The sequence below is a fragment of the Candidatus Binataceae bacterium genome, assembly GCA_035500095.1.
Lineage (GTDB): Bacteria > Desulfobacterota > Binatia > Binatales > Binataceae > JAKAVN01.
The window spans coordinates 1-17,718 of the sequence record DATJXN010000145.1; the positions used below are offsets into that span (position 1 = coordinate 1).

Here is a 17,718-nt window from a genome sequence, read left to right on the forward strand (position 1 = left end):
TCGTTCGCTGACTCCCTCCGAATGACACCTTGACGCCTTTCCGGATACCTAGGTTATTTGCGCGACATCACACTAGTCTAGGCGTTAGGGTCGAGTCCCCATTTGCGCTTGTTTTCGGCAACCTGGTCGGAGGTCGGATGCTCGGTCTGGGTGAAGGTCTTCACCTTGAACCGATCGGCCAGTTCGAGCGTGGCGTGGTTGAGCGCGATATCGTCCTTGAAGACTTCAGGGGTCGCCGGCTCCTCGAAGATCGCCTGCCACGGGCACTCTGGCTCGCACGCGCCGCAGTCGATGCATTCGTCCGGATTGATGTAGAGCATGTTGGGGAAGCGCTGTTTGTCCTCGCCCACGTACTCGTAAATGCAATCGACCGGACACACGCTGACGCATCCGGTGTCAACGCAGTCAATGCACAGTCGGGTTATGGTCCAGGGCATGTTCCGTCATCCTCTCCTGTCGGGCAGCGGCGCGTTCCAAATTATAACTGGCGGACGGTTTCGCTGAGAAGCGCCGCGCCCGCGGCCTTGGCTTTTGTTCAGGCGCAACTTCTATAGCATAGATTGAGCGGCGGCAAGAATGAACCGCGACGCGTCCACGCGGGCGTGCGCGAGCCCCGCGGACGGTTACACAAAGGGGTTGACGCGATGGAGATAAATGGGGTCGCCCACGTTATGTTGACGGTCGGCAACTACGAGGCCTGCCTGCCCTTTTACGAGAAGCTGCTGCCTTTTTTAGGCCTGACCTTCGTGGTGCGCAGGACCGCCTCCCAGTTCTATTGCATCGGCGGCCGTACCGGAATCGGCATTCACAAGGCCGACGAAAAATATCGCGGCGAACGTTTTGCCCAGGGACGCCCCGGGTTGCATCACGTCTGCCTGCGCGCGCGCGAGCGCAAAGACGTCGACGCGGTCCACGAGTTTCTGCGCGGCATCGGCGCGAACATCATTCATCCGCCCGACGAGGGCGCCTGGGCCAAGGGCTACTACTCGGTACTCTTCGAGGATCCCGATGGCATCCGGATAGAGGTCAATCATATCCCGGGCAAAGGGCTGCTGGCTGAATAGCCGCACGCGCTCGGAAGAGGCAGGCTGTCAGAGGCAGGCGCTCGGAAGAGGTAGGACACGCGCGGCCCGTGAATGATGGTTGAATTTCCGATTATGCGGCGTGTTTCGCGCGGCCGGCGCGCGCGTATGCGTTCTTGGCGCGGTATCTCAAACCAGATTACAATCGCGGCTTTAGATTCCTTCAGCAAAAGTTTCGAGGAAGGCTAGCTCATGGCAGACAAACACAACGTCCGCACCGAAAGCGACAGCATGGGCTCGATCGAAGTCCCAGCCGAGCATTACTGGGGCGCGCAGACCGAGCGCTCGCTGCATCACTTCAACATCGGACCCGACCGGATGGCGCGTCCGCTGATTCGCGCCTTCGGCCTGCTCAAGAAAGCCTCGGCCCAGGTCAACCAGGACCTGGGCAAGCTCGCCGCCGACAAGGCGCGGCTGATCGTGCAGGCGGCCGAAGAGGTCGCCTCGGGCAAGCTCGACGCCGAATTTCCGCTGCGCGTATGGCAGACCGGCAGCGGCACGCAGACCAACATGAACGCCAACGAGGTCATCTCGAACCGCGCGATCGAGCTTGCCGGCGGCAAGATGGGCAGCAAGAAGCCGATCCATCCCAACGACGACGTTAACATGTCGCAGTCCTCCAACGACACGTTTCCGACCGCGATGCACGTCGCGGCAGCCGAAGAAATCGTCCATCGGCTGATCCCCGCGCTGAAAAAGCTGCGCGGCGCGCTCGACGACAAGGCCCGCCAGTTCGCCGACATCGTCAAGATCGGCCGCACCCATCTGATGGACGCGGTGCCGCTCACCCTCGGCCAGGAATTCTCCGGCTATGTCGCGCAGCTCGACGCCGACTTGAGGCGCATTGACGCCGTCCTGCCCGACGTCTTCGAACTCGCGATCGGCGGCACCGCCGTCGGCACCGGCCTCAATACCCATCCCGAGTTCGCCGAGCGCACGGCGGCCAAGATCGCTGAGCTTACCGGGTTGCCGTTCGTCTCGGCGCCCAACAAGTTCGCGGCGCTCGCCGCGCACGACGCGCTGGTGATGGCGAGCGGCGCGCTCAGGACGCTCGCGTGCTCGCTGATGAAGATCGCCAACGACATCCGCTGGATGGGTTCCGGGCCGCGCTGCGGCCTCGGCGAATTGCGCCTGCCGGAGAACGAGCCCGGATCGTCGATCATGCCGGGCAAGGTCAACCCGACCCAGTCCGAAGCGATGACGATGGTCTGTCTGCAGGTGATCGGCAATGACACGGCGATCGCTGCGGCCGGCACCCAGGGCAATTTCGAGCTTAACGTCTTCAAGCCGCTCATCATTCACAACCTGCTGCACTCGGTAACCCTGCTCGCCAACGCCTGCGTCTCGTTCACCGAGTTCTGCGTGCTCGGCATCGAGCCCGACCGCGAGCGCATCGCCGGCTACGTCGCGAACTCGCTGATGCTGGTCACCGCGCTCAGCCCGCATATAGGCTACGACAAGGCCGCCAAGGTCGCCAAAAAGGCACACCAGGAAAACACGACGCTCCGCCAGGCCGCGATCGATCTCGGCTACCTCAAGCCCGAGGAGTTCGACCGCTACGTGCAGGCGGACAAGATGCTGGCGCCCGAAGGCTGACAGCCCGAAGGCTGAAAGACAGCCGGCTGAGCGACGCGTGCGAATCGCTTGGGCGCCGCCAATTCGACAATCGCATCGGAGGAAACGATCGATGGAAAAGCTGCCGTCCGCCTACAAGCAGGTCGGACCCAACCGCTATCGCGAAGCCTACGGGCTTTTTTATGAAGACTTCACGCCGGGCGACGTCTTCGAGCATCGCCCCGGCCGCACGCTGACCGAAACCGACAACATCTATATGACGCTGCTTGCGATGAACACGCATCCGCTGCACTTCGACTCTGCCTACGCCAACGCGACACAGTGGAAGCGCCCGCTGATGAATTCGCTGGTCACCATCTCGGTGGTCACCGGGATGAGCGTGCACAGCACGAGCCAGAACGCCGTCGCCAATCTCGGCTGGGACAAGGTGCGGCTGGTCAACCCGGTCTTCGCCGGCGACACGCTCTACGCGGAGACGAGGGTCGTCTCCAAGCGCGAGTCGGAGAGCCGACCCACGCAGGGACTGGTCACGGTGCATACGGTCGGGATGAAAACCGACGGCCAAACCGGGCAATCGGGAACCGTGGTGATCGAATTCGATCGCACGTTCCTCGTTTACAAGCGCGAGCATTCGCCGCTCGGCAAGGCCAACTACTGAGCACCTCGCCGTCAGTGGAGCGGCTGATGACCGCGCGGGCGACGCGGCGCGAACGCACGCTCGGCCGCTTGCTGCCGCGCGCGCTCGCGGCCGCTCTGATGGCCGGCTTCGCGCTCACTGCAGGCCTCGCGTCGATCGCAATTCTCGCGGCTCCCGCCGCGGCCGCGCCGGCGCCGATCGCCGGCTTCCCCGCCGGGCTCGATCCCAATTCGCTGCTGTTGCCGCCGCCGACCGCGAACGGCCGGACCAAGGTGAGCGTCGCGCTGCACGTGCTCAATCTCTCGAGCATCAACGAGGTTACCGAACGCTTCCAGCTGACCGGTTACCTGCTGGCGCAATGGAGCGATCCGCGCCTAATGTATCAGCCGGCCGGCCCCCGCGACAGCTTTCGGAGGCTGACGCCGGACTCGGTATGGCGGCCGAAACTGGTCATCATCAACGTGGTCGAGCCGCGCCAGACTTATGAAACCTCGATGCGTGTCACGCCGGACGGGACCCTGTATTACATCGAGCGCTTCGACGCGCTCGTGACTTCGACGTTCCATCTCAAGCCTTTCCCTTTCGACAAGCAAAAGCTCGAGGTCCTCGTCCATCCGTTCACCGACCAGCAGCAGTACATCGACTTCGTGCCGAGTAGCCTGCCGGTATGGACCGCGACCGAGTTCAGCAGTTACTCCTCGCTCGAGTCATGGCAGTTCAGATCGCTGACCAACGAGCTCAAGCGGGCGCCGAGCCAGTACGGCGAGCAGGCCGTGGCCGAGGCGAAATTCGAGATCGCGGTCGACCGCCGCTACGGGTTTTACCTGTGGAAGGTATTTCTGCCGCTGCTGCTGATGGTGGTCGTGTCGTGGTCGGTGTTCTGGTTCGATCCGCCCGAGGTCTCAAGCCAGGTAACGATCGCGGTAACGACGATCCTGACGATCATCGCGTTCGCGCTCGCGATCTCGCTGACCCTGCCGCGGGTGCCGTACCTGACCTTCGCCGACGCGTTTTTCCTGACCTGTTACATTTTCGCGTTCGTGGCGATGCTTGAATTGACCGCGGTGCACGTCGCCTATCGCGGCGACCGGCGCAAGGCGGCGGCCAGGATCAGGCACACCGCCCGCTGGCTGGTGCCGGCCGCGTTCGTGGCGATCAACTGCGTCCTGATCGTGCATTTCCTCGCCTGATCGTTTTCCGGCCTTGATCACATCCTGAACACGCCGAACGCGGTGGCCGGCGGGACGCCCGCGTTCAGCGACGCCGCGATCCCGAGCGCCAGCATCGCGCGCGTCTCCAGCGGATCGATCACGCCGTCGTCCCACAGCCGCGCGCTCGAGTAGTAGCAACTCGACTCGTGCTCGTACTTCGCGAGCGTCGGCCGCGTGAACTCGGCCTGCTCGGCCGCGGTCATCGTCTGCCCCTGCGCCTTCAACTGGTCGAGCTTGACCGTGAGCAGGGTGTTTGCCGCCTGCTCTCCGCCCATCACCGAGATGCGCGCGTTGGGCCACATGAAAAGCATCCGCGGCGAATACGCCCGCCCGCACATCCCGTAATTCCCGGCGCCGTTGGACGCGCCGATTAGCACCGTGAACTTCGGCACCTGCGCGTTGGCGACCGCGTTGACCATCTTGGCCCCGTCCTTGGCGATTCCGCCCTGCTCGTAGCGCTTGCCGACCATGAAGCCGGTGATGTTCTGCAGAAAGACGAGCGGGATGCGGCGCGCGCAGCAGAGCGCGATAAAGTGCGTCGCCTTGAGCGCCGACTCGCTGAACAGCACGCCGTTGTTGGCGATGATTCCGACCGGGTAGCCGTAGATGCGCGCGAAGCCGGTCACCAGCGTCGCGCCGTAACGCGGCTTGAACTCGTGCATCCGGCTGCCGTCGACAAGGCGTGCAATCAGCTCGCGCACCTCGTAGGGCCGGCGCGTGTCGCCCGAGACGACCCCATAGATCTCGCGCGGATCGTAGTACGGATCCTCGGGCTCCTCCTGCTGCAGCGCGTACTCGGGGGCGACCCGCGGGCCAAGGCTCTCGAAGATCGACCGCGCTATCAAAAGCGCATGTTCGTCGTCGTCGGCCAGATGGTCGCTCACGCCGCTAAGGCGCGTGTGGACGTCGCCGCCGCCGAGTTCTTCGGCGCTGACCACCTCGCCCGTGGCCGCGCGCACCAGCGGCGGCCCGGCGAGGAAAATCGTGCCCTGCTCGCGCACGATAATATTTTCGTCGCACATCGCCGGCACGTACGCGCCGCCCGCCGTGCACGAACCCATCACCGCCGCCACCTGCGGGATGCCCGCGGCCGACATCCGCGCCATGTTGTAAAAGATGCGCCCGAAGTGCTCGCGGTCAGGGAAGACCTCCGATTGCAGCGGCAGGAAGGCGCCTCCCGAATCGACCAGGTACACGCACGGCAGATGGTTCTGCAGCGCGATCTCCTGCGCGCGCAGATGCTTCTTGACCGTCATCGGATAGTAGGTGCCGCCCTTGACGGTCGCGTCGTTCGCGACCACCACGATCTCGCGCCCCTGCAAGCGCCCGATCCCGGTCACGATCCCGGCACCCGGCGCCTCGTCGTCGTACATCCCCCACGCCGCGAGCGGCGAGAGCTCCATGAATGCGCTCTGCGGATCGAGGAGTTTCCGAATGCGATCGCGTGCCAGGAGCTTGCCGCGCTCGAGATGGCGGCGGCGCGCCTGCTCGGGGCCGCCCTCGCGCACGCGCTCGACCGCCGCGCGCAACTGTTTGACCGCCGTCTCCATCAGCGCGAAATTTTGCCGGTATTCCGGGCTCGAGGTGTTGATGCGGCTCTCGATTCGTTCCATCGCGTCCCCTCTCTCCGTCGCTCTCCGTCTTCTCTCTCGCGGTTCGATCCGCTGCGGCGAGGACCTGATACCTGCCGCGGTCGGTTTGGGCTAGATATTAGCTTGACCCAACACCAGACGGCGAAGCGGTCTTACAACGTGACCGCGAAGCGGTCTTACAACGTGACCGCAAAGCGGTCTTACAACGGGACCGCGAAGCGGTCGGGAAGGAACGAGGCGGGTGCGCGATCGCGACCTCAGAGTGCTCGAGTTCCACAAAGTGATCGGCCTGGTCGCGGCGCTCGCGGCCTCCGGGCCCGGCCGCCGCGCGGTGGAGATGCTCCGGCCCTCGGGCGACCCTGCCGAGGCCGCCGCGCGTCTTCGCGTAACGGCCGAGATGGTCGCGCTGCGCGCGCACGCCGGCGCGCTCCCGATGCAGGAGTTCGCCGACCAGCGCGAACTCCTGCTCGCCGCCGCGCGCGAGGGCGCCGTGCTCGACGGCGTCTCGCTGCTGAGCGTGCGCGATTTCGTGCTTGCCGCGCGTCACGTCGCGGCCTTCATGCGCTCGCGGGTCGAGCCCTATCCGAATCTCGCGGGCATGGCGCAGAACCTGGCGGCGCCGAAGGAACTCGCCGACGCGCTGCTCGGCGCCCTCGCCGACGACGGCGGTCTGCTGGACGAGGCAAGCCCGCAGCTTTTGCGCCTCCGGACCCGGCTTCGCGCCGAGCGGGTCGAGCTCGAAGCGCGCCTTGCGCGCTCGCTCAATGCGCCGGGGATGGATTCTTTCGTCTCCGACTACCTGGTCACCGTCCGCAACCATCGCTTCGTTCTGCCGCTCAAACTCAACTACTCCGAGCGCCTCGAGGGTATCGTGCAGGACCGCTCGGTCTCGGGCGAAACGCTGTTCGTCGAACCGATGTGGGCGGTCGAGCTCAACAACCGCCTGATGATGCTGGAACGCGAGGTCGAGGCCGAGGAACGGCGCATCCTGACCCATCTGACGGCCATGATCCGCGGCTACGGCGTCGAGCTCAGAATGACTTTCGACGCGATGGTCGCGCTCGACGCGCTCAACGCGCGCGCGATTTTCGCCGAGCGCCTTCGATGCGTCGAGCCGGTGCTCGGCAACTTCGGCGAAAGCGGCCTCGAACTGGTCGAGGCGCGCCATCCGCTGCTCGTCGCCGGCGGGCGCGATGCCGTGCCAATCGACGTGCGCATCGCGGCCGGCCTGCATGGCATCGTGATCTCCGGCCCCAACACGGGCGGCAAAACCGTCGCGCTCAAGACCATGGGGCTGCTCGCGCTGATGGCGCAGGCGGGTCTGCTTATCCCGTCGCGCGAGGGCAGCCGCATCGTCGTCTTTCGCAGTATTTTCGCCGACATCGGCGACGAACAATCGATCGAAGCGAGCCTCTCCAGTTTCGCCGCGCATATCGCCAACCTGAGCGAGATGGCCGCCGCGCTCAAGGAGCCGGCGCTGGTCATCCTCGACGAACCCGGCGAGGGCACCGACCCTGTCGAGGGCGCAGCGCTCGCGATCGGCCTGATGACCTATCTCGGCCGGCGGCAATGCCTGGTCGCGATCGCTACTCATTCGGCCGCGATCAAGCTCCATGCGTATTCGCGCGCCGGCTTCGAGGCTTCGGCGGTGGACTTCGACGCCGAGCATCTCCGGCCGCTCTATCGGCTCAAGCCGCACACGATCGGCCAGAGCTACGGGCTTGCCGTCGCCGAACGCCTCGGATTGCCGGGCGAGATCGTCGCGGCCGCGCGCGAGGCGATGCCGGCGGGGGCGGCCGAAGTCGAGCGCGTGCTCGGCCTGCTCGACGCCGAGCGCGCAGAGATTCGCGCCGAGGCGGAGCGCCTGCGCGAGGAGGAACGGCGTGCTGCTGAACGCGCTGCCGAAGCGGAAGAAACCGCGCGCCGCGCGCGCGCACGGATCGACGCCGAGCGCGAACGGGTCGTGGCCGAGGGCAAGGCGCTAATCGCGGAGATCAGGCGCGAAAGCGCGGCGCTCGCCGAGGAGGTCAGGGCCGGGCGTAAGAGTCAGCGCGAGCTTGCCTCGACGCTCGCGCGCGCGGCGGAACGAATCAGCGCGATTGCGCCGCGGGCCGGCGCCGAAGAAGAGGGCGCCGCGCGCGAGCCGCTCAAGGTCGGCGACCGCGTCGAGTTCGGCGATATCCAGGGCGACTTGATCGCGCTCGAACCGGGACGCGCGGTCGTGAGCCGCGGCGGACTCAGGATTGAGGTCGCGCCAGAGCGGCTCCGCCGCGCGCAACTTCGCGCCGGCTCCGCACAGGAACGCGCCGGTCAGGAACGGGTGCCCAAAGTCACCGTAAGCGCGGCGTCGGGCGCCGACGGCGGCGATAGCGAGCTTAACCTTATCGGGATGCGCACGGCGGAGGCGCTCCGGCGGCTCGAGGAGTTCCTCGACCAGGCCTATCTCACCAACCGGAGCGAGGTGCGGATCGTGCATGGGATCGGCTCGGGGGCGCTCAAGAAGGCGGTCCACGAATATCTCGCCGATTCGCGCTATTGCGCGAGTTTTCGCCAGGCCGAGCCCCATCGCGGCGGCGCCGGCGCCACCGTCGTGCAGCTGAATCTCTGACGTTCCGAGCGCAGCGGGAACCCGCTCCTGCGAAGAAACGAATCAAGATCAGGGATTCCTCGGTCGATGACTCCCTCGGAATGACACCTTGACGATACCTCGAGGCTGTCATTCCGAGCGCAGCGAGGAATCCCGGTCTCGGAATGACACCCTGACTCAGTGGAACAACTTGTTGAGGGCGCCGCCCAGCGGGTTGCTCCCCGACGAACCGTTCTTGCCGTTCTTACCGCCGCCGAGAAATTTGTTGAGGTACTTGTCCGCCTGTTTTTGCACCAGGTGACCGGCCGCGCGCTGCGCCAGATACTGGATATCCGGCTGCACCGACGGTTTGGGCAGCTGTCCGGTGATTCGCACCGGAATATCGACCTGCTTCTGGTCGTTCGCGAGATAAACGACGTTCTTCTTTTCTGACATCAGCTCGCGGCTCAGCTCCTGCGACAGCAGCAGATGCGCGCTCATGTCTATATTCTTGTCGAGATCGAACCATCCGTCGGCGAGCGCGCTGTAGTCCGGCGTCGCCGCCTTGATGTCGTGCGAGGTGATTCGCGCGCCCTGGATCACGAAGGTCAGGCCCAGCGCGGTGAAGCTGGTGTCGGGTGAATTGAACAGCGCCGGATGGCGCGCGACGACCGTCGGCGTAAGCAGCGTGTCGATCCCGGGGACGCCCTGCACCTTGCGCATCGCCTGTGCGCCGATATTGACTCCGATAAGCTTGCCGTCGGCGACCGCCATCTGCCCGTTGCCCGCGAGCGTGGGCTTTATCGTATCGAACGTGTCGCCGCGCCCCGCGACGCGCACCTGCCCGGTCAACTGGCCGCGCACCGTGTCCGCCGCCTTGGATTTCTGCGAGATGAGCACCTGCTGAACGTCGATTCCATGCAGATTCACCCCCACGTTGAAGGCTGGGGCGGCGCCGAGCGTCGCCCTGGCGTTGCCGTCAACCGTGCCGTTGAAGACGCCCACCTTGAACGAGTTGACCGTCGCCGAGTGCCCGTCGTAAATCGCGTCCATCGCGAGGCTCCGGTACGCGACATTCTGCGCCATGCCCGAGGGCGAGGTCGCGGTCGCGGTCACCGTGGGCGCCGAAGTGCTGCCCTTGACCGTGCCCTTGACCGCTACCTGGTCCAGATGGTCGGCCGCGGCCTCGGGCTTGGAATTAGCGGTCAGCTCGGCCGGCTTTATTACGTCGGCGCTGAAATCGTAGCTCGCGTCGATCGGCTGAATCGATTGCGCGTTGACGGTGAGCCGCGCATGCCCCGAGCCGAGGTTGAACGCGAGCGGACCGGCGGTCGCGCTCTTACCCGCCATCTTGATGTCGCCGCTTAGCCCTCCCACTATCGAGCGCTTGCCTAGTGGCGTGACCGTGACCGAGGCCAGCGTGATGACGCCGTTTACCTCGGGCTGCTTCTCTACCACTTTGACGGTGGCGTGAATCTCGGCCTTGCCCGAGGCGTCGTATTTGCTCAGTGGAACCAGCATCTTGCCCATCGAGGCGAGGTCGAACCGATTGCTGTCGAGCCGCGCGCTCAGGTTCTGGCCAAGCTGGATCTGCCCGGCCTTGAGATTAAGGTCGCCGAACACGAGGTTGGCGCTCTGGATCTCGACCTGCGCCGCCCCGCCTGCGGCTTTCCGCGAACCGGCCGCCGAGAGCTTGAGCGGTACGCCGGCTGCCTTGTCGAGCACGCCGCTGTACACGACCTGGTTGCCGGTCAGGTCGGTCGCGAGATTGAACGCGACCGACTCGGTCGTGCCTTCAACCTTGATACTGGCCGCGAAGGGATTGGTGAGCTTGAGCTGCGGCGGTAGGGCCTGGGCTACCGGCGGCACCATCCTTAGCTGCGCCATCGTGAACGGCCCGGCGTCGAGGGTTAGCGAGAGCGGAATCGCGCTGAGATCGACCGCGCCGTTGGTCATCAGCGGCCCGACCGTGCCGCTAAGCTGCAGATTTTTGTCCTGACCGAGGGCGGCGAGGCTCAGCTTGATGCCGACCGGCGTGCTGACGGAGAGATTATCGACATCGAGGTTGACCGAGCGGACGATGAGCGTGGACGCACCTTTTTGCTCGTAAACGATCGTCGCGTTCTCGACGGTGAGGCTTGAGACCGAGACGCTGCCAAGCGTTCCCGCTCCTGCACCCCCCAGCGCCGGTCCCTGCGGCTGCACCTCGCTAAGCGGCGGCCCCTTGGATTGGGATGTCCCGGCCGGCGGAGGCGGCGCAGCCGCCGATGGGGCCGCGGCCTCGCCACCAGAGGGTTTTTTTCCGATAGTGCTGACGTTCAGCTCGCCTCGCTGGTTGCGGATGATGTGTACCTGGGGATCTTTGAGCGAAACCTGGTCGACATCGATGCGATGGCTCAAAAGAGGTAGCAGCGCGACCCGCGCATAAATGTCGGCCGCCTGAACGAATGGATCCTTGGAGAATGCCGGGTCGTCGGCGATCGTCACGCCGCGAAGATCGGCGATCACTCCCCATCCGAGACTCGCGTGGATATCCTGGACGTCAACCTTACGGCCGACCGCGTCGCTGGCCTTCGAGAGGATAAGGCCGCGCTGCTTCTGGATAATGCCGTTAAGGTTAAGCACGGCGTAAAACCCGACGCCGGCCACCAACACCACGATGACGCCGAGCACGATGATGACTATCCGGATAAGCTTGCGCATCACGGCCCCCCTTCTCCGCCCCAAAACTGGCTGAAGCGAACGCTATTCTCTCTCGAACGCCGCGCTATGCCAACGTACCAACCAGCTTTCTCGAACCGTTGCGAGGGTCGCCATGATGCGCGCCGCGGGCACAATCGGTAGGCTTTAATCCCCGATGGCGAAAAAGCGGAAAATCCCCTCGCGGCGTGACGAGCGCCCCGCATCGAAGCCGGAAAAGCCGGCCTTCAGCTCGCCATTCAAGGACTTGAAGAAGCTGCTCGGCGAGCGGCAAAAATCAACGGGCGCGAACCGCGCCGCAAACAAGACCGATGCCAAGGCCGTCCCGCAGCCTGCGCCGGCGGTCAAGGCCACGACCGCGACAATGGCTTTGGCCGAGCCGGAGCCGATGCTGGACGACGCCACGATGTTTCAAAGGGCGGTTGACGGTGTCCGCCGCCTCGGCGGCCAGGGCCCGGTTCGTGTCGTGCCAAGACCGGAGGTGGCGCCGCTCGAAATCGTGAGCGAGGACGCCGAGGTCCTCGCGCAGTTATCCGACCTGGTATCCGGGACGGGAAAGTTCGAGCTTAATGAGACCGAGGAATATGTCGAAGGAACCCGGCTCGGGCTCGACCCGCGCCTCCTCATCCAGCTTCGCCGCGGCGAGTTTGCCGTCCAGGCGCATATCGATCTTCACGGGATGATCCAGGCGGACGCCAAGCCTGCGCTCGAGGCTTTTATCCTGGACTCGGTGCGCAAGGGACTGCGCTCGGTGCTGGTCGTGCACGGCCGCGGACTGCGCTCGCCGGGCGGAACGCCTGTCCTCAAGCATGCGTCGGCGCAATGGCTCTCGCACGGACACATGGGCGGATATGTGCTGGCGTTCGCTACCGCGCGGCCATCCGATGGCGGCGCGGGTGCGATGTACGTGTTGCTCCGGCGCGACCGCCGACGCGCCCGCTTCGACGTGCTGCAGGGGGCGAAGCGGCGGGATTGATGCGAGCGAGACGCGGGCGATGAAATCAGGACATCGCCAATCTCAAAGAGAACGGGGCCGCTTCGAGCGGCCCCGTTTGAGTTCCAATTCGCGAAAGGCGACTCCTATTCGATAGGATTTCGCCCTGCGGTCAGATTTTGCCTTGCAGGATGAACGAGATGACCAGCGAATACAGGGTCAGCGACTCGACGAACGCGAGTCCGATGATCATCGGCACGAAGAGCTGGTTGGTGCTGTTTGGGTTGCGCCCGATCGACTCCATCGCAGAGGCCGCAAGCTTGCCCTGACCCATACCGCATCCGAGCGCCGCGATCCCGATTCCCAGACCCGCGCCGAGCCCGATCAGCCCTGCACGCATCCCGTCGCCACCCCCACCCCCGGGCGTCTGCGCCATCGCGAGCAGCGGGCTCGCCATCACCATCGCGGCTGCCATCCCGAGCCATTTGCCTAACCGTCCAATCATTTCACGTCTCCTCCTTGGTTTGCTCGCGGCCAACAGCCAAATCCATGGCTCTTTTTTCTTCCCCTCTATCCTCTTCCACACCGCGAACCGGACCGAGCATGGTCGCGAATTTTGCTTATCTAAACAAAAGCCCTCAGAAACCTTCGGCACCGCTGCGATCGCTCCGAAGCGAAAATTATTCGTAATGCGAATGACTCGCCATCCGCACGTACGATACCGCCAGGATCACGAAGACCAGGGCCTGAACGATACAGACGATCGAACCAAGCGCGTAAAAGGCGAGCGGGATGACGAGCTTGGTCAGCCCGGTGAACAGCCCGAGCACCTTGTGGTCGGCGAACATATTGGCGAAGAGACGGATGCCGAGCGAAAACGGGCGAAACAGGTTGTCGGCAACCTCGATCACCACGAAAAACCACGCCAGCCACCACAGCGGGCCGAGAAAACTCCGCAGGTAGGCGATGCCCTGATGCTTGAAGCCCTGGTACAGGTAATAGACGAAGCAGATGATGGCGATCGCGAAGGTCAGGTCGGTGTCGGCGGTCGGCGGCTCCATCCCCGGGATCAACCCGAGGAAATTGGCGGTCAGGATGAACATGAAAAGCGTGCCGAAGAATGGAACGTAGCTACGCGCACCGTGGCTCTCGAGCACGCCCGCGACGAAGCCATCGAGCCATTCGGCCATCACCTCGGCAACCGAGCGAACCGTGATTGCGCTCTCGGGGACCGTCGGGTCGGGCGATTCCAACAGCGCCTTGCGGGCCTTGAGCCCGAAAACGATCAGGATTCCCATCGCGATCCAGGTGCCGACCACGACCGGCGGAAGATGCAGGAAGCTCGCGATGCCGTCGATGAAATTGACCGGGTTCAAACTATCGCCTCCGCGCTCGGCTCGGCCCCCCGGGCGGTCCGCGCCGAAACGCGCCAAGTTTCAACAAAAATCGCGCCGAGCTGCGTCAAAAGGCCGAGCACAAATCCTGGAACATTTATCGTGGTGCGGCTTAAGAGCCAGGCAACGACCGTAACAATAAACAGCAATTTGAGCGGCGCCGCAACAATTCCGAGCCGGTTTGCGCCGCCGCTTTGCGTCGCGATCGCGATTATCCATCGTCCCACGAACGCGAGCAGAAAAAGGTTCGCGATCATCACCGCGCCGCCGACCGCGCATCCGAGCGCCGCCGCCGGCGAGACGGTGGCGAGCAGAAGCAGGCTCAGCGCGGCGGTCATCACTGCCGTCGCGCCCTGGATTCCGGCGATTGTCGGAACCTGCCACGTCATGGGAGCACGCTTGCGATGAAGAATTTCTGCGGCAATCGAAAGACTCTACCCGCGCTCAAAGATTCTTGCGAAACGACCGCATCTCGACGATAAGGCGATAGAAGCCAAGGAACACCCCGCCCAGCAATCCGACCAGCGTCCAGATCGAGCCGGAGTGAAAGTAGGCGTCCATATAATATCCTGCGACCGAGCCGCCGATAATGGGCGAAAAAAGTTCAACGCCTATCGCAGCATAGCGCCATAGGTTCGGCCGTTCTTCTGCGGAAGACTCGCCGGAATCGTCGGGTGGCGGCCCTGCCATCTTTTATGACCCCTTTGGCGCTTAATTCCGCGCGAGCTCAGTGAGCGATTCGCGCGCAGCTTCGATCGTGCGGTCGATCTCGGCCTCGCGATGGGCAAGCGAAACGAACATCGCCTCGAATTGCGAGGGCGGCAGATAGATCCCGCGCTCGAGCATCGCATGAAAGAAGCGCGCGAACATCTGCGTATCCGCCCGACGCGCCTGGTCCGCATCGCGCACGGCCTCGACGCCAAGGAACGGCGTCACGAGCGATCCGACCCGGTTAACGCATCCCTTGAGATTCAAACGGCGGAGCTCGTCCGCAATGCCGTTCCCAAGGCGCGCCGACATTTCCTCCAGCCGCCCGTAGGTTCCCGGTCGGGCAAGAATTTCCAGCGTCTTTAGTCCCGCCCGTACCGCCACCGGATTACCAGAGAGCGTCCCGGCCTGGTAAACCGGCCCCGTCGGCGCCAGAAGATCCATCAGCTCGGCTCGTCCCGCGACCGCACCGATTGGCATCCCGCCACCGATCACTTTGCCCAGCATGATAAGGTCAGGCTCGGCGCCGAACATCTCGTGCGCGGTACCGTAGCGAAGGCGAAACCCGGTTATCACTTCGTCGCAGATGAGCAGGGCGCCATGGCGATGCGCAAGGTCGCCCAGGTCCTTGAGAAATCCGGGCACGGGCGCGGCGACGCCCATGTTGGCCGCAACCGGTTCGACGATGATCGCAGCAATTTCGCGGGGTTCCGCGCGAAAATAGTGCTCGACCGCGTCCAGCGAATTGTAGCGCGCAACCCGCGTCAGCGCGGCCAGCGCCTCGGGCACGCCGGCGCTGTCGGGCACGCCGAGCGTCATCGCGCCCGACCCTGCGCGAACGAGGAGCGAATCGCTATGACCGTGATAACAGCCGTCAAACTTGACGATCCGCGGGCGCCCGGTCGCAGCGCGCGCGAGGCGAATCGCCGTCATCCCGGCCTCGGTGCCGGAGCTGACCAGGCGCACTTTGCGCGCCATCGGGATCGCCGCGGCGATCCCTTCGGCGAGCGCCACTTCGAGTTCGGTCGGGGCGCCGTAGCCGAGGCCGCGCGCGGCCTCCTCTGCTATCGCGGCGACGACCTCGGGATGGGCGTGACCGAGAATCGCGGGGCCGTAGGATCCGACGTAGTCGATGAAGCGATTGCCGTCGGCGTCAACCACGGCCGGACCGTCGCCGCGCGCGATGAAAAGCGTCGCGCCGCCGACCGCTTTCCATGCGCGCACGGGCGAGTTGACGCCGCCGGGGATGACGACGGTGGCGCGGGCGAGGAGCGCGGAAGAATTTTTTGCTTCGATCATCTTTTGCACTCGGCTTTCGCTTTGCTCGCTAACACTTGCCGGGATGCCGGTCAAACGTGCGTAACCGTCTCGTGCGGCGAGAAATCGCTTCCACACAATGGCTCCCAGAGCCAGCAAGCGCGATCGATGAAAATCCGCGGCGCGCGGCGGGATCGCGAAGCGTTTTCGATTTTCACGATTCATGAAAAAAATCGCGCGCTTGTGAATCTGCGATCCGTTTTGCTTGAGCCGCCTGTGCAAAGGGTCTATCACGTTGTCTTCGCCAACACACTTAGAGAGCACATGAACGCGCGACTCGCGCGCAACTCGCCGTGGCGAACGGCGTCAGGGTCAATGTGGTCGTAGGGCGCTCGATCCGTTCTTTTGATTTCTTGAACTCGATTCCATCGCAATGGGTCGCGGCCCGCGAGGTTGATAGGCGGTTCGTGCGCGCGCGCTTCGATGTCTGCCGATGAGATAAAAGTTGCTTATCAACAGATGTTGATAAGCTTGTGCGTAATTCAGCCGACAACCTGCTCGTTTCGATAGGGGGATCGCGTGCCTTGGGTGACGGCTCACTGACTTCCGTGGGAGGGGAAAAATGGAAGGTTTGTGGCAGAGGGCTGCGGATCGGATACGAGACTCTCTGGGACAGGTAGGGTACGAAACGTGGATCGGACCGTTGAATTTTCTTGGGATGCAGGGGCGCACCGCCACCATTGAGGCCCCTAACCGTTTCTTTCGCGACTGGGTAAGCGACCGTTATCTCGAACTTTTGCGCCAATCGCTATCAGCAGAGGCCGGACAATCGGTTGACGTCAAGCTGACCTTGGGACTGGTCGGCAATGCGGCACTTCAGGAGGGTGTGCGGCGTCCGATGCCGCCGGCGCCCACGGCGCCGGCCGAGGCCGCGCCCCGCGACCGCCATCCGCAACTCAACGAGCGCTATACCTTCGGTGAGTTCGTGGTCGGCTCGGCCAACCAGTTTGCCCATGCGGCGGCGCTCGCCGTCGCCAACCAGCCGGGCGAAAAATACAATCCGCTTTTCATCTATGGCGGCGTCGGCCTGGGCAAGACGCACTTGGTGACCGCGATCGGTCATCACCTCTGGAACACCGGCAAGCGCAAAATCCTGTTCCTGCCGACCGAAGTCTTCATGAACGAGCTGATCACCTCGCTCAGACGCGACCGGATGGGCGAGTTCAAGGAGAAATTCCGTCGCGTCGACGTGCTGATCCTCGACGACGTCCAGTTTCTCGCCGGGCGCGAGCGAACCCAGGAAGAGTTTTTCCATACGTTCAACTCGCTCCATTCCGAACGGCACCAGATCGTGCTGACGTCGGACAAGGTGCCGCGCGAAATCCCCGGACTCGAAGAGCGGCTACGCAACCGGTTCGAATCGGGGTTGATCGCCGATGTCGCGCCGCCCGACCTCGAGACGCGGGTCGCAATCGTGCAAAAGAAGGCGGCGCACGATAACCAGAGCCTGCCCTCCGACGTCGCGCTCTACATTGCGCAGAACGTTTCCTCCAACGTGCGCGAGCTCGAGGGCTGCCTGACCCGGCTCGCCGCGCTGGCCTCGATGGACCGCACGCCGATTACGGTGGACTTCACCCGCCAGGCTCTGCACGATCTCATCCGCGTGCAGGATCATCGCCCGTGCATCGACGGCATCCAGAAGACGGTCTCCGATTTTTTCCATATCCGCCTGGCCGACCTGAAGTCGAAGAAGCGCACCCAGCACATTGCGTTTTGCCGCCAGGTGGCGATGTACCTGTGTCGCAAGCTCACCGACAATTCGTTTCCGGTAATCGGGGAGCATTTCGGCCGCGACCATTCGACCGTGATTCACGCTTATAACCTGATTGCGCGCCGGGTGGGCAACGATTCGGCGTTTCGCATGTCGATCGAAAAAATCGAGCGCGAGCTGAAGATCGATCAGCGTCAGCCATGAAACGGCGCTAACAACTCTGTGGAAAAGTCGTTTAGAATAGTCACAGTATCGACAGGGGACGGAGGGCGCCGCAGCGGGCGCGATCGC

General features: G+C 64.1%; 16 protein-coding genes. 7 read left to right on the forward strand and 9 right to left on the reverse strand.

Annotated elements, in window-relative coordinates; all coding sequences use genetic code 11:
- Nucleotides 1-77: 77 nt before the first annotated feature.
- Complete coding sequence (locus VMI09_15765) at nt 78-437, reverse strand: ferredoxin family protein (GenBank protein HTQ26143.1); 360 nt, start codon at nt 435-437, stop codon at nt 78-80.
- A 207-nt stretch (nt 438-644) separates the two neighbouring features.
- Here VMI09_15765 and VMI09_15770 point away from each other — a divergent pair, with 207 nt between their 5' ends.
- The 4 genes from VMI09_15770 to VMI09_15785 all read left to right on the forward strand — a co-directional run bounded on the left by VMI09_15770 (nt 645) and on the right by VMI09_15785 (nt 4,484).
- Nucleotides 645-1,064, forward strand: coding sequence for a VOC family protein (locus VMI09_15770; protein ID HTQ26144.1), 420 nt, complete (start codon nt 645-647; stop codon nt 1,062-1,064).
- A gap of 210 nt (nt 1,065-1,274) precedes the next feature.
- Entirely contained in the window at nt 1,275-2,678 is a 1,404-nt protein-coding gene (gene fumC, locus VMI09_15775; GenBank protein ID HTQ26145.1) for a class II fumarate hydratase, read from the forward strand.
- A 91-nt stretch (nt 2,679-2,769) separates the two neighbouring features.
- Nucleotides 2,770-3,315: a MaoC family dehydratase gene (locus tag VMI09_15780; GenBank protein HTQ26146.1), complete on the forward strand. Its 546-nt coding sequence runs from the start codon at nt 2,770-2,772 to the stop codon at nt 3,313-3,315.
- Nucleotides 3,316-3,341: 26 nt separating this feature from the next.
- A complete protein-coding gene (locus VMI09_15785) occupies nt 3,342-4,484 on the forward strand; it encodes a hypothetical protein (GenBank protein ID HTQ26147.1) in 1,143 nt (380 codons plus the stop codon).
- A 17-nt stretch (nt 4,485-4,501) separates the two neighbouring features.
- Here the strand turns inward: VMI09_15785 and VMI09_15790 are convergent, their stop codons facing one another.
- A complete protein-coding gene (locus VMI09_15790) occupies nt 4,502-6,118 on the reverse strand; it encodes a carboxyl transferase domain-containing protein (protein ID HTQ26148.1) in 1,617 nt (538 codons plus the stop codon).
- A 220-nt stretch (nt 6,119-6,338) separates the two neighbouring features.
- Here VMI09_15790 and VMI09_15795 point away from each other — a divergent pair, with 220 nt between their 5' ends.
- Nucleotides 6,339-8,705 (forward strand): Smr/MutS family protein, encoded by a 2,367-nt coding sequence (locus VMI09_15795; protein ID HTQ26149.1) that lies wholly within the window; start codon nt 6,339-6,341, stop codon nt 8,703-8,705.
- A gap of 156 nt (nt 8,706-8,861) precedes the next feature.
- Here VMI09_15795 and VMI09_15800 read toward each other — a convergent pair whose 3' ends face one another.
- Both VMI09_15800 and VMI09_15805 read right to left on the reverse strand, forming a co-directional pair.
- On the reverse strand, nt 8,862-11,366 hold the full coding sequence (locus VMI09_15800) for an AsmA family protein (protein ID HTQ26150.1): 2,505 nt from the start codon (nt 11,364-11,366) through the stop codon (nt 8,862-8,864).
- A 144-nt stretch (nt 11,367-11,510) separates the two neighbouring features.
- Nucleotides 11,511-11,768 carry a hypothetical protein gene (locus VMI09_15805; GenBank protein ID HTQ26151.1) on the reverse strand — a complete coding sequence of 86 codons (258 nt, stop codon included), beginning with the start codon at nt 11,766-11,768 and terminating at the stop codon, nt 11,511-11,513.
- Nucleotides 11,769-11,844: 76 nt separating this feature from the next.
- On the opposite strand from VMI09_15805, the gene VMI09_15810 reads away from it, so the two are divergent.
- Complete coding sequence (locus VMI09_15810; protein HTQ26152.1) at nt 11,845-12,339, forward strand: Smr/MutS family protein; 495 nt, start codon at nt 11,845-11,847, stop codon at nt 12,337-12,339.
- 130 nt (nt 12,340-12,469) lie between these two features.
- On the opposite strand, the gene atpE is transcribed toward VMI09_15810, so the two are convergent.
- The 5 genes from atpE to hemL form a co-directional block, all read right to left on the reverse strand.
- On the reverse strand, nt 12,470-12,802 hold the full coding sequence (atpE, locus tag VMI09_15815; protein HTQ26153.1) for an ATP synthase F0 subunit C: 333 nt from the start codon (nt 12,800-12,802) through the stop codon (nt 12,470-12,472).
- Nucleotides 12,803-12,977: 175 nt separating this feature from the next.
- Nucleotides 12,978-13,673, reverse strand: coding sequence for a F0F1 ATP synthase subunit A (gene atpB / locus VMI09_15820; protein HTQ26154.1), 696 nt, complete (start codon nt 13,671-13,673; stop codon nt 12,978-12,980).
- The gene (locus VMI09_15825; GenBank protein ID HTQ26155.1) at nt 13,670-14,080 is read right to left on the reverse strand and encodes a hypothetical protein; all 411 of its coding nucleotides are present in this window, start codon (nt 14,078-14,080) and stop codon (nt 13,670-13,672) included. Before VMI09_15825 ends, atpB begins: the two co-directional genes overlap by 4 nt.
- Before the next feature lie 55 nt (nt 14,081-14,135).
- Nucleotides 14,136-14,381, reverse strand: a complete 246-nt coding sequence (locus VMI09_15830) for an AtpZ/AtpI family protein (protein ID HTQ26156.1) — start codon at nt 14,379-14,381, stop codon at nt 14,136-14,138.
- Between the two features lie 21 nt (nt 14,382-14,402).
- Nucleotides 14,403-15,698, reverse strand: a complete 1,296-nt coding sequence (gene hemL, locus VMI09_15835) for a glutamate-1-semialdehyde 2,1-aminomutase (protein ID HTQ26157.1) — start codon at nt 15,696-15,698, stop codon at nt 14,403-14,405.
- Nucleotides 15,699-16,278: 580 nt separating this feature from the next.
- Here hemL and dnaA point away from each other — a divergent pair.
- Nucleotides 16,279-17,631 carry a chromosomal replication initiator protein DnaA gene (dnaA, locus tag VMI09_15840; GenBank protein HTQ26158.1) on the forward strand — a complete coding sequence of 451 codons (1,353 nt, stop codon included), beginning with the start codon at nt 16,279-16,281 and terminating at the stop codon, nt 17,629-17,631.
- Nucleotides 17,632-17,718: the final 87 nt, after the last annotated feature.